The 11,842-nt window shown below is 67.9% G+C and carries 11 protein-coding genes; all 11 read right to left on the bottom strand.

Translation table 11 applies throughout. The annotated features are described in order from the left end of the window. Positions 1-81: 81 nt before the first annotated feature. The 11 genes from dnaE to murC all read right to left on the bottom strand — a co-directional run bounded on the left by dnaE (position 82) and on the right by murC (position 11,816). On the bottom strand, positions 82-3,600 hold the full coding sequence (gene dnaE / locus BLW44_RS07805) for a DNA polymerase III subunit alpha (RefSeq protein WP_060926501.1): 3,519 nt from the start codon (positions 3,598-3,600) through the stop codon (positions 82-84). A 54-nt stretch (positions 3,601-3,654) separates the two neighbouring features. Continuing rightward, on the bottom strand, positions 3,655-4,227 hold the full coding sequence (locus BLW44_RS07800; RefSeq protein ID WP_060926508.1) for a GNAT family N-acetyltransferase: 573 nt from the start codon (positions 4,225-4,227) through the stop codon (positions 3,655-3,657). 39 nt (positions 4,228-4,266) lie between these two features. Continuing rightward, positions 4,267-5,187 (bottom strand): RluA family pseudouridine synthase, encoded by a 921-nt coding sequence (locus tag BLW44_RS07795; protein WP_060926502.1) that lies wholly within the window; start codon positions 5,185-5,187, stop codon positions 4,267-4,269. A 2-nt stretch (positions 5,188-5,189) separates the two neighbouring features. Beyond that, positions 5,190-5,834: a signal peptidase II gene (lspA, locus tag BLW44_RS07790; protein WP_082724505.1), complete on the bottom strand. Its 645-nt coding sequence runs from the start codon at positions 5,832-5,834 to the stop codon at positions 5,190-5,192. Positions 5,835-5,843: 9 nt separating this feature from the next. Further along, positions 5,844-6,437: a DivIVA domain-containing protein gene (locus tag BLW44_RS07785; RefSeq protein ID WP_074731690.1), complete on the bottom strand. Its 594-nt coding sequence runs from the start codon at positions 6,435-6,437 to the stop codon at positions 5,844-5,846. Positions 6,438-6,591: 154 nt separating this feature from the next. Further along, positions 6,592-6,891: a YggT family protein gene (locus BLW44_RS07780; protein ID WP_245647433.1), complete on the bottom strand. Its 300-nt coding sequence runs from the start codon at positions 6,889-6,891 to the stop codon at positions 6,592-6,594. Positions 6,892-6,894: 3 nt separating this feature from the next. Further along, the gene (locus BLW44_RS07775) at positions 6,895-7,368 is read right to left on the bottom strand and encodes a cell division protein SepF (RefSeq protein ID WP_060927435.1); all 474 of its coding nucleotides are present in this window, start codon (positions 7,366-7,368) and stop codon (positions 6,895-6,897) included. Between the two features lie 43 nt (positions 7,369-7,411). Beyond that, entirely contained in the window at positions 7,412-8,113 is a 702-nt protein-coding gene (locus BLW44_RS07770; protein ID WP_174521365.1) for a YggS family pyridoxal phosphate-dependent enzyme, read from the bottom strand. Further along, on the bottom strand, positions 8,110-9,258 hold the full coding sequence (gene ftsZ, locus BLW44_RS07765) for a cell division protein FtsZ (RefSeq protein WP_060927436.1): 1,149 nt from the start codon (positions 9,256-9,258) through the stop codon (positions 8,110-8,112). Before ftsZ ends, BLW44_RS07770 begins: the two co-directional genes overlap by 4 nt. Before the next feature lie 176 nt (positions 9,259-9,434). Then, complete coding sequence (locus BLW44_RS07760; RefSeq protein WP_060927437.1) at positions 9,435-10,415, bottom strand: cell division protein FtsQ/DivIB; 981 nt, start codon at positions 10,413-10,415, stop codon at positions 9,435-9,437. 3 nt (positions 10,416-10,418) lie between these two features. Next, entirely contained in the window at positions 10,419-11,816 is a 1,398-nt protein-coding gene (gene murC, locus BLW44_RS07755; protein WP_060927438.1) for a UDP-N-acetylmuramate--L-alanine ligase, read from the bottom strand. Positions 11,817-11,842: the final 26 nt, after the last annotated feature.

Here is an 11,842-nt window from a genome sequence, read left to right as displayed (position 1 = left end):
GACGCCCTGCACCCAACGCGTCCTGATCCTACCCGGTGCGCCAGGGAGGTCGTCATCGGAGGTCACGGGTGACCGCGCCGATCAGCCGAGACAGGTCGGTCCGAGGAGCGACTTGAGGTCGCCGAACAGGTCAGCCGAGACCTTCACCGGCATCGGCACGTCGAACACCTTGGCCGTGCCACCACGGTGCACCCGCAGGATCACCTCGGTGTCTCCGCTGTGCCGACGCAGCACGTCTGCCAGCTCGTTCATGACCCGCTCGGTGGCGCGCTGCTCCGCGAGCACGAGAGCCAGCGGCCCCGCCGCGTCGAAGGAGCCGACGTCGGGTGCGAACGCCGACTGGGCGTGCAGGTTCATGCCGTCATCGCGCTTGGACACCCGGCCCCGCACGGCCAGGATCGAATCCTGCTGCAGGATGTGCTGGAACTCGGTGTAGGTCTTGCCCATGAACATGACCGTCACCTCGCCGTTGAAGTCCTCGACGGTGATCATGCCGTAGGGGTTGCCGCTGGCCTTCGCGACACGGTGCTGGACGCTGGTGACGAGGCCGGCGACGGTGACCTGGTCTCCGTCCTGCATGTCGTCGGAGTTGATGAGGTCATGGATCGAGATCGACGCGTGCTTCGCAAGCGGCACCTCGAGTCCTGCGAGCGGGTGGTCGGAGACGTAGAGCCCGAGCATCTCCCGCTCGAAGGCGAGCTTGTCCTTCTTGATCCACTCCGGGCGCGGCGGGACCTTCGCCGGGGCGGCCTCCTCCATCCCGTCGTACAGGCTGTCGAAGTCGAACCCGATGGCCCCCTGGGCCTCGTTGCGCTTGCGGTCGACGGCCGCCTCGACGGCATCCTCGTGGACCTCCAGCAGCGCGCGACGCGAATCGCCCATGGAGTCGAAGGCGCCCGCCTTGATCAGCGACTCGACGGTGCGCTTGTTCGCGACGTGCAGCGGCACCTTGTCGAGGAAGTGGTGGAACGAGGTGAACCGCTCGTCCTTGCGCGCCTGCACGATGCCCTCGACGACGTTGCTGCCGACGTTGCGGACAGCGCCGAGACCGAAGCGGATGTCGTCGCCGACGGCGGCGAAGTAGTTGATCGACTCCGACACGTCCGGCGGGAGCACCTTGATCCCCATCCGCCGGCACTCGTTGAGGTACAGCGCCATCTTGTCCTTCGAGTCGCCGACGCTGGTGAGCAGCGCCGCCATGTACTCGGCGGGATAGTGCGCCTTGAGGTACGCGGTCCAGTACGAGACCACCCCGTAGGCGGCGGAGTGCGCTTTGTTGAAGGCGTAGTCCGAGAACGGGAGCAGGATCTCCCAGATCGCGTTGACGGCGCCGTCGGAGTATCCGTTCGCGTGCATCCCGGCCTGGAAGCCCTCGAACTGCTTGTCGAGCTCGGACTTCTTCTTCTTGCCCATCGCTCGGCGGAGGATGTCGGCCTGGCCGAGCGAGAACCCGGCCACCCGCTGCGCGATGGCCATCACCTGCTCCTGGTAGATGATCAGGCCGTAGGACTCGTCGAGGATGTCGGCGAGCGACTCCGTGAACTCCGGGTGGATCGGCGTGATCGGCTGCTGGCCGTTCTTGCGCAGCGCGTAGTTGGTGTGCGAGTTCGCGCCCATGGGACCAGGGCGGTACAGCGCGATGAGAGCCGAGATGTCACCGAAGTTGTCGGGGCGCATGAGGCGCATGAGCGCGCGCATCGGCCCACCGTCGAGCTGGAAGACGCCGAGCGATTCTCCACGCCCGAGCAGCTCGTAGGCGCCGCGGTCGTCGAGGGCGAGATGCTCGAGGTCGAGCTCCTCGCCGCGGTTGGTGCGGATGTTGTCGAGCGCATCGGAGATGATCGTCAGGTTGCGGAGCCCGAGGAAGTCCATCTTGATCAGTCCGAGCGACTCGCACGACGGGTAGTCGAACTGCGTGACGATCTGCCCGTCCTGCTCGCGGCGCATGATCGGGATGATGTCGAGCAGCGGCTCGGACGACATGATGACGCCGGCGGCGTGCACGCCCCACTGCCGCTTCAGACCCTCGAGTCCGAGCGCGCGATCGAAGACCGTCTTCGCCTCGGGGTCGGTCTCGATGAGGGCACGGAACTCGCTCGCCTCCTTGTACCGCGGGTGCGCCGAGTCGAACATGCCGTCCAGAGGCATGTCCTTGCCCATCACGGGCGGCGGCATCGCCTTGGTCAGGCGCTCCCCCATGCTGAACGGGAAGCCCAGCACGCGGCCGGCGTCCTTGAGTGCCTGCTTCGACTTGATCGTGCCGTAGGTGACGATCTGTGCGACGCGCTCGGAGCCGTACTTCCTGGTCACGTAGTCGATGACCTCGCCACGACGACGGTCATCGAAGTCGACGTCGAAGTCGGGCATCGAGACACGGTCGGGGTTGAGGAAGCGCTCGAAGATCAGGCCGTGCTCGAGGGGGTCGAGGTCGGTGATCCGCATGGCGTAGGCGACCATCGATCCTGCACCGGAGCCTCGACCGGGTCCCACCCGGATGCCGTTGTCCTTCGCCCAGTTGATGAAGTCGGCGACGACGAGGAAGTAGCCGGGGAAGCCCATCTGCAGGATGATGCCGGTCTCGTACTCGGCCTGCTTGCGCACCTTGTCGGGGATGCCGCTCGGGTAGCGGTAGTGCAGGCCCGCCTCGACCTCTTTGATGAGCCAGCTGTCTTCGGTCTCGCCGTCCGGCACGGGGAAGCGCGGCATGTAGTTCGCTGCGGTGTTGAACTCGACCTCGCACCGCTCGGCGATCAGCAGCGTGTTGTCGCAGGCCTCGGGGTGATCGCGGAACAGCTGGCGCATCTCGGCGGCGGTCTTGATGTAGTAGCCGTCGCCGTCGAACTTGAAGCGGTTGGGGTCGTCGAGCGTCGAGCCGGACTGCACGCACAGCAGCGCCTCGTGCGCGTCGGCCTCGTGCTGGTGCGTGTAGTGCGAGTCGTTCGTGCCGACCAGCGGGATCTTCAGGTCCTTGGCCAGCCGGATGAGGTCGGTCATCACGCGCCGCTCGATCGAGAGGCCGTGGTCCATGATCTCGGCGAAGTAGTTCTCTTTGCCGAACAGGTCCTGGAACTCCGCCGCCGCCGCACGCGCGGCGTCGTACTGGCCGAGGCGCAGTCGGGTCTGGATCTCACCGGAGGGGCATCCGGTCGTCGCGATCAGCCCCTTGCCGTAGGTCTGCAGGAGCTCGCGGTCCATACGCGGCTTGAAGTAGTAGCCCTCCATGCTCGACAGCGAACTGAGCCGGAACAGGTTGTGCATCCCCTGCGTGCTCTCGCTCCACATCGTCATGTGGGTGTACGCACCGGAGCCGGAGACGTCGTCGCTCTTCTGATCCGGTGAGCCCCACTGCACGCGCGACTTGTCGCTGCGGTGGGTGCCGGGGGTGACGTAGGCCTCGAGGCCGATGATCGGCTTGACGCCGGCGGCGTTCGCCGCCTTGTAGAACTCGAACGCCGCGAAGGTGTTGCCGTGATCGGTGACGGCGATGGCCGGCATGTCGTAGTCAGCGGCCGCCTGGGTCATCGCCGCGATCTTCGCCGCCCCGTCGAGCATCGAGTACTCACTGTGCACGTGCAGGTGGACGAAGGAGTCGGATGCCATGCCTTCGAGTCTACTTTCGGCATCCGACATCGGACGCCGACGGAGCCCCCGTGCTCAGTCCAGCGCGAGCCGCATCAGGACCCGTGGGAAACCGTCGAGCGTGGACCCCGTATCTGCTGCCTTGACGAAGCCGGCCTTCTCGAAGAGGCGTCGCGTGCCCACATACGCCATCGTCTGATTGACCTTCTCGCCACGGTTGTCGACCGGGTACCCCTCGATCGCCGGAGCGCCTCTCGACGTCGCATAGGCGATCGCACCGTCGACGAGGGCGTGCGAGATCCCCTGCCCCCGATGCCCCGGACGCACGCGGATGCACCACAGCGACCACACGTCGAGGTCGTCGACATGCGGGATGAGACGGTTGCGAGCGAAGCTCGTGTCGCGTCGAGGATGCAGCGCCGCCCACCCGACAGGCTCATCGCCGAGGTACGCGATGAGGCCGGGCGGAGGATCGTGACGGCAGAGCTCTTGCACGCGATCAGCGCGCTCCTGCCCCCGCAGCGCCACGTTCTCCTTGCTGCCGATCCGATAGCTCAGACAGAAGCACACGTTCGACGTCGGCTTCTTCGGCCCGACGAGCGTGGCCACGTCGGCGAACTCGGTCGCCGGTCGCACCTCGATGCTCATGCGCACAGTCTCGCGCACCCCGCGGACATCGGGCCGAGGCTATTCGCCCCTCAGTACCTCGAGGGCGTGCTCGAAGTCCGCCGGGTACCCTGACTCGAACTGCACCCACTCCCCCGTGGTCGGATGCGTGAACGCGAGCCTGTGCGCGTGCAGCCATTGACGCGTCAGGCCGAGCCTGGCCGAGAGGGTGGGGTCCGCACCGTAGAGCGGGTCGCCGACGCACGGATGCCGGAGGGCGGCCATGTGGACGCGGATCTGATGGGTCCGGCCGGTCTCGAGATGGATCTCCAGCAGAGAGGCGCCGGGAAACGCCTCGAGCGTCTCGTAGTGGGTCACCGACGGCTTGCCGTCGGCGACGACCGCGAACTTCCAGGAGTGGTTCGGGTGCCGACCGATCGGCGCATCGATGGTGCCCGTCAAGGGATCGGGATGCCCCTGCACGACGGCGTGGTAGATCTTCTCGACCGTGCGCTCCTTGAAGGCGCGCTTGAGCGCGGTGTACGCGGTCTCGCTCTTCGCGACGACCATCAGCCCGCTGGTGCCGACATCGAGACGGTGCACGACCCCCGCACGCTCGGGAGCACCGCTCGTCGAGACACGGAAGCCGGCGGCGGCGAGAGCGCCCACCACCGTTGGCCCCTCCCACCCCACGGACGGGTGGGCCGCCACCCCGGTGGGCTTGTCGACCACGACGATGTCGTCATCGTCGTAGACGATCCCGAGCTCGGGCACGGCGATGGGAACGATGCGGGGCTCCTCCTTCGGCTGCCACTCCACTTCGAGCCAGCCGCCGCCGCGCAGGCGATCCGACTTGTCGAGCGTCACTCCGTCGAGGCGCACGCCGCCGGCCGCGGCGACATCCGCCGCGAACGTCCGCGAGAACCCGAGCATCTTGGCCAGGGCGGCGTCGACGCGCGTGCCTTCGAGTCCGTCAGGGACGGGGAGGGAGCGGAACTCCACGCTCAGCGTCCGTCCGCGGCGCCGGCCGGTGCCTCCGGTGCGGTCCGATCCGCAGCCGCCTGGGCTTCTGCCTCGGCCCGTGCCTCGGCCACCGCGGCGGCCTCGGCCTCCTCGTCGGTCTCGACGGGAGCGTGGTCACGCTCGCGCGTGCCGTCGAAGCGCAGTCCGAAGACGACCAGCAGCGCGACCGAGATCATGCCGGTGACGATGAAGATGTCCGCGACGTTGAAGATCGCGGGCATCATCCACGGCATGGAGATCATGTCGACGACGTGACCCATCGGGAAGCCGGGGTCGCGGAAGAGACGATCCGTGAGGTTTCCGAGGACACCGCCGAGCAGGCATCCGAGCACCACGGCCCACAGGCGCGAGCGCAGGCCGAGCGCCTTCCAGATGATGACTGCGGCGACGACCGCCAGGGCGATCGTGAAGATCCACGTGACGTCGGACCCGAGCGAGAACGCCGCGCCGGGATTGCGCACGTAGTACAGCTGAAGGAACTCACCGAGTACGGGGACCGGCTCCTGAAGGGGCAGGTTCTCGACGGTGAGGTACTTCACAAACTGATCGGCGGCCAGCACGAGCGCTGCGAGGATCGCAACGATCGTGCCGGCCGCCGACCGACGAAGGGGCGGGCGTCCTGGCAAAGGGACGACCTACAGTCCGATCGCGGAGACCGGAGTCGAGTCCGTCGACGCCGACTTCTCGTCGAGGTCGCGCAGCTGACCCTCGATGTAGCCGCGGAGCTGCGAGCGGTAGTCGCGCTCGAAGTTGCGGAGCTCGGTGATGCGGGCCTCGAGCGTGTTGCGCTCGCGCTCGAGACGAGCCGACTCCTCACGCTGCTTGGCCTCGGCCTCGGTGCGGATGCGGTTCACCTCGCCCTCGGCTTCGGCGATGAGCTGAGCGCGCTTGGCCTCACCCTCGGCGACGTGCTCGTCGTGCAGGCGCTGAGCCAGCTCGATGATGCCGGCCGTGGCCGTCGCGGAACCCGACGGTGCGGGCTCGGCCGGCGCCGGGGCCTCGGCGGCGACCGGGGCCGGAGCCTCGGCGACCGGCGCAGCGGCAGCCGGCGCGTCACCGGACTCGTATGCGGCCAGCTTGGCCTTGAGCTCGACGTTCTCCTCGAGGGCCTTGCGCCACTCGATGACGATCTCGTCGAGGAAGTCGTCGACCTCGTCCGGGTCGAAGCCGTCCTTGAATCGGACGTGCTGGAACTGCTTGGTGACGACGTCATCCGGGGTAAGTGCCATGGTGGCTCCTTCGATGAGTTCGGTTGCCAGTTTCGAGAATGGCGTGGTCGAGATGTGGCGCGAACCCGGGGCGCGCACCTGGGAGCCAAGCATAGTCCCCGAGCCTGTCAGTCGCGACGCCGCGACACTCCAGGGCGCGGAAGTCGGACGGCGCTCAGATGAAGTTCCGGACGATGCTCATCAGGATCAGGACGATGAGGATCGTGATGGAGAACCCGAAATCGAGCGAGATCGTCCCGATCCGCAGGGGCGGGATGATCCGTCGGAAGAACCGGACCGGCGGATCGGTGATCGTGTAGACGAGCTCGGCCGCGACGAGACCGGCACCCTTGGGGCGCCACTCTCGGTTGAACAGCGGGATGTAGCTGAGGATCAGGCGCGCGAAGAGCACGATCAGATACAGCAGCAGCGCCAGATGGATGATGCTGGCGACGATGGAGACGACGATCCCCACGGTCTACGACTGGTCGAAGCCCGCGGACTCGGCGTCCGCGTGCGCGATTCCCCCGTGACCGGACACCGCGATGTTCTCCGGCGAGAGCAGGAACACCTTCGAGGTGACCCGCTCGATACGGCCGTAGAGGCCGAGGGAGAGCCCGGAGGCGAAGTCGATCAGACGGCGTGCGTCTGCGTCGCTCATCTGGGAGAGGTTGATGATGACCGGCACACCCTCGCGGAAGCTCTCGGCGATGAGCTGGGCATCGCGGTACTGCTTCGGGTGCACGGTGAGGATCTCGTTCACTGCCCCTCCTGCGGGCTGACGTACGGCGACGGGTCGACGCAGCGGGGTGACGGGCGCGGGAGCGGGCTCTTCGCGCTCACGGTCGCGCTCGCGGTGAGCGCGGGCCGGAGCCGGCGACTGCTCCTCGTAGACCTCTTCCTCGTCGGCGAGGCCGAGATACACCATGGTCTTCTTCAGCGGGTTACCCATCGTGTCCTCCGGTTCGAACGTGTCGGGTTGGTCTGTCTAGAGGTTAACCCCGGTCGGGGCGCGGTCCTGTGATTGCGGAGCCGATCCGCAGGTGTGTCGCACCGGCGGCGATCGCTTCGACGAAGTCTCCGGTCATGCCCGCCGAGATCCATCGCGCCGACGGCTCGATTCCGCGGACGTCCTCAGACACCGCGCGGAGCCTCGCGAAAGCCGATGCGGGCTCCTCGTCGAGGGGGGCGACCGCCATCACGCCCTGCAGGCGCAGCGACGGCAGCGTCATGATGTGCTCGGCGAGAGCGCGGGCGTCGCCGGGAGCGACGCCGCCTCGCGCGGGATCGTCGGTCAGATTCACCTGGACGAGCACGTCGAGGAAGCTGTCGTCGTCCGCCGCCCTGTGCAGGGCGTCGGCGAGCCGGTCGCGATCGACCGAGTGCACCGCGTCGGCGCTGCGTCGGATCGCTGAGGCCTTGTTGGTCTGCGCCTGCCCGATGAAGTGCCAGCGGAGGTCCAGATCTCCGAGCTCGCCGGCCTTGGCCGTGAGCTCCTGCTGGCGATTCTCACCCACCTCGCGCACGCCGAGGGCGTGGAGGTCGCGGACGAGCGATGCCGGGTGGAACTTCGTCACGACGATCCGGGTGATCTCCCCCGGGTCGCGACCCGCCAGGCGCGCGGCGTCGACGATCGATTCATCGATCGTCGACAGCCGCGCAGCCAGCCCGGGTGAGCGGTCCTGCTCCGAGGTCACTTCAGGAATTCGGGGATGTCGATGTCGTCATCGGCGAACGCGGGCTCGATGCTCGTCGCGGTGACGCGCTGCGGCGCCTTCTCCGCCTCGACGGTCTCGGCCGCGGGCTTGCTCTCCTCGTCGTTCGAGAGAGCGACCTCTGGCAGCGTGGTCGTCGCCGGCCGTGAGACGACCATCGGGTCGAGTCGCAGCGAGGGCTCGCCGCCGTCGAAGCCCGCCGCGATGACCGTGACGCGCACCTCGTCGCCGAGGGTGTCGTCGATGACGGTACCGAAGATGATGTTCGCCTCGGGGTGCGCGGCCTCCTTGACGAGGTCTGCGGCGTCGTGGATCTCGAAGATGCCGAGGTTCGACCCACCCTGGATCGACAGCAGCACACCGTGGGCGCCCTCGATGCTCGCCTCGAGCAGCGGCGATTCGACGGCCAGCTCCGCCGCCTTGATCGCGCGATCGGCACCGCGGGCGGAGCCGATGCCCATGAGAGCGGATCCCGCACCCTGCATCACGGACTTCACGTCCGCGAAGTCGAGGTTGATGAGACCCGGAGTCGTGATGAGGTCGGTGATGCCCTGCACACCGGCGAGGAGGACCTGGTCGGCCGTGGCGAACGCCTCGATCATCGAGATGCCGCGGTCGCTGATCTCGAGGAGACGGTCGTTGGGCACCACGATGAGGGTGTCGACCTCTTCCTTCAGCTTCGCCACGCCTGCTTCGGCCTGGCTCTGACGGCGGCGACCCTCGAACGAGAAGGGCTTGGTGACGACACCGATCGTGAGGGCGCCGATCGACTTCGCGATCCGCGCGACGACGGGGGCTCCACCGGTACCGGTTCCGCCACCCTCTCCTGCCGTGACGAAGACCATGTCGGCGCCCGTGAGCGCCTGCTCGATCTCCTCCGCGTGGTCCTCTGCGGCACGACGACCCACCTCGGGGTCGGCGCCGGCGCCGAGTCCGCGGGTGAGTTCGCGACCCACGTCGAGCTTGACGTCGGCGTCGCTCATCAGCAGCGCCTGCGCGTCGGTGTTCACCGCGATGAACTCGACTCCGCGGAGACCGAGATCGATCATGCGGTTGACGGCGTTGACGCCGCCACCGCCGACGCCGACGACCTTGATCACGGCGAGGTAGTTCTGGTTCTGGCTCATGGCCGGCCTCCGAGTAGTCGAGCCTGTCTAAGGGTGAGAATCCGAAGGATGAACCTTAAACCTCAACTAGAGGTGTAAAGTATTTCCCGGTATTGGTTTCTCTTGTTCGAAGGTAAGCGTCACGCCCCCGCGCAGTCGCAGCGACACGGGCGTGTCGCCCGTTTGGCGTCGAAACCTCAGCCCACGACGACGGCGCGAGGAGATGTGACGTCGATCGTCGCGGCATCCGGCCTCTGTGCCAGAGTCGTCGTCAGCACGTTGGCCTTGAGCGGCGAGTCCTCGGCGCTTCCCCATACAACGGTGAGACCGCTGCTCAGGGTGAGGGTCACATCGTCCGCGGTGGTCGCCCGCACGCCGGTCAGCGTCGCGCGCAGGTCGGCAGGCACGGAGCGCACCACGAGTCCTGCGCTCTCGAAGGCCGCCGACTCGATGCCGCCCTCGATGTCGAGCAGCGGCTGCCCGGCCGGCTGGTCCGTGGTGGTCGCCAGTGCGACGCCGGCCGCATCGACGAGCGTGTACCCGGCGTCGGAGCGGATGACGCCCACGGGCGTGCGCTCGACGATCCGCACCGTCAGGTCGTGCGGTGGCCGCGCCTCGAGCGCGTAGGTCTCGATCAGCGGGAACGCCAGGAGCGCCGCTTTGACCTCGCTCGAATCGACCAGGGCCAGCGGAGTGCCGACCTGGTCGGCCAGCGCGGCTTCGACCGTGGCCGCATCGAGCGTGCTCGCGCCCACGACGGTGATCTTCTCGACGGCGAACAGCGGGCTGTAGGCCGCGGCCGCCGTACCCCCGATCAGCAGGACGACGGCACCGATGGCACTGAGCCATACGATGCGTCGGCGCCGGGAACGCTGCGTGAAGCGTCTGATCTCACTGCGGAGGGCTTTGCGTCGGGCCCTTGCGGCTCGCCACACGTCGCGCGTGGTCGTGGGGCGTCCCTCGACACCAGGCCCTGCCGCCTCCGCTGTATCGGGCTGTGCCGTGTCGCGCAACGGGGCGACATCGCTCGCCCCGAGCGACCGAGGCGAAGGGTCGGCGGGGGGCGCGTCGGTCTCATCGTGTCGCGGACGTCCGCGCACGCCGGTCCGCCGGGCGGACGCGGGCGTCTCCTCCGCGCGACCCGCTGGCGGCGTGGGGAGCGGAGGCGGACGTCTCATCGACTAGACCTCGCTGGTGCGCAGCGACTCGAGCACCTGCGGGATGATCTGGTACACGTTGCCGCATCCGAGAGTCACCACGAAGTCCCCGTCGCGGGCGACCGAGGCCGTGTAGTCCGCGGCCTGCTGCCAGTCGGCGACATAGTGCACGTGCGAAGGATCCTGGAATGCTCCGCTGACCAGTTCGCCCGTGACCCCGGGAACCGGGTCCTCGCGGGCACCGTAGACGTCGAGCATGACGGTGTGGTCGGCGTACGTCTCGAGCACGTCCGCGAACTCTCGGAACATGTGCTGGGTACGCGAGTAGGTGTGCGGCTGCTGGATGGCGATGATCCGGCCGGAGCCGGCGATCGAGCGCATGGCCTCGAGAGCGGCACGCACCTCGGTCGGGTGGTGGGAGTAGTCGTCGTAAACCGTGACCCCCCGCTCGACCCCGTGCTGCTCGAGCCGACGCACGGTGCCGGCGAAGCCCTCGACCGCACGAGCGGATTCGGCCAGGCCGAAGCCGACCGAGAGGAGGACGGCGATGGCACCCGCCGCATTGATCGCATTGTGCGCGCCGGGAACGGCGAGTTGCAGTCGGACGCTCTCGTCGCCGTGCGTGACCGTGGCCGAGACGGGACCTGCCGCGACGATGTCCGTCAGGCGTACATCGGCACCCTCCGCCTCGCCGAAGGTGATGACGTTCGGGTGCGAGAGGTCAGCGCCCACCCGCAGCGCCCCCTGGTCGTCGCTGGAGATGACCACGGCCTCGGTCGCGGCGTCGGCGAAGCGGACGAACGCGTCGTGGAACGCCTCCTCTGACCCGTAGTGGTCGAGGTGGTCGGGGTCGACGTTCGTGATGAGCGCCACCGCGGTGTCGTAGAGCAGGAACGTGCCGTCGGACTCGTCGGCCTCGATCACGAACAGCTCACCGGTGCCGGTGGCACTGGAGACGCCGAGCTGCTCGATCACACCGCCGTTGACGAAGTGCGGGTCTGCTCCCAGCTCCTGCAGAGCCGTGACGATCATGCCCGTTGAGGTGGTCTTGCCGTGGGCGCCGGCCACCGAGACGAGGCGGCGGGATCCGATCAGCCAGTGCAGCGCCTGCGAGCGGTGGATGACGTGCAGCCCGCGCTCCTTGGCCGTGACGAACTCGGGGTTCTCGGGCCAGATCGCTCCGGTGTGCACCACGGTGTCGGCATCGCCGAGGTGTGCGGCGTCGTGCCCGACGTGCACCGTGGCCCCTGCGGCTGCGAGAGCCCGCAGGTTGTCGCTGTCGGCGCGGTCACTGCCGGAGACGCGGATCCCCGCGTCGAGGAACATCTTCGCGAGGCCGCTCATGCCGGATCCGCCGATGCCGATGAAGTGCGCGGAGGAGATCGACTCGGGGATCGGGAGGGAGAGGTCAGGTCTGATCATGTCGGATTCAGTCTACTTTTCGGTGA

It is taken from the genome of Microbacterium hydrocarbonoxydans (assembly GCF_900105205.1).
GTDB classification, from domain to species: Bacteria; Actinomycetota; Actinomycetes; order Actinomycetales; family Microbacteriaceae; genus Microbacterium; species Microbacterium hydrocarbonoxydans.
This window is presented reverse-complemented; position numbering and strand designations above follow the sequence as displayed.

Excerpts from the sequence above, each read along its gene's own strand:
- BLW44_RS07800 (WP_060926508.1), bottom strand. The coding sequence starts at position 4,227 with ATGAGCATCGAGGTGCGACCGGCGACCGAGTTCGCCGACGTGGCCACG.
- BLW44_RS07775 (WP_060927435.1), bottom strand. The coding sequence starts at position 7,368 with ATGGGTAACCCGCTGAAGAAGACCATGGTGTATCTCGGCCTCGCCGAC.
- BLW44_RS07760 (WP_060927437.1), bottom strand. The coding sequence starts at position 10,415 with ATGAGACGTCCGCCTCCGCTCCCCACGCCGCCAGCGGGTCGCGCGGAG.
- ftsZ (WP_060927436.1), bottom strand. The coding sequence starts at position 9,258 with ATGAGCCAGAACCAGAACTACCTCGCCGTGATCAAGGTCGTCGGCGTC.
- BLW44_RS07785 (WP_074731690.1), bottom strand. The coding sequence starts at position 6,437 with ATGGCACTTACCCCGGATGACGTCGTCACCAAGCAGTTCCAGCACGTC.
- murC (WP_060927438.1), bottom strand. The coding sequence starts at position 11,816 with ATGATCAGACCTGACCTCTCCCTCCCGATCCCCGAGTCGATCTCCTCC.
- dnaE (WP_060926501.1), bottom strand. The coding sequence starts at position 3,600 with ATGGCATCCGACTCCTTCGTCCACCTGCACGTGCACAGTGAGTACTCG.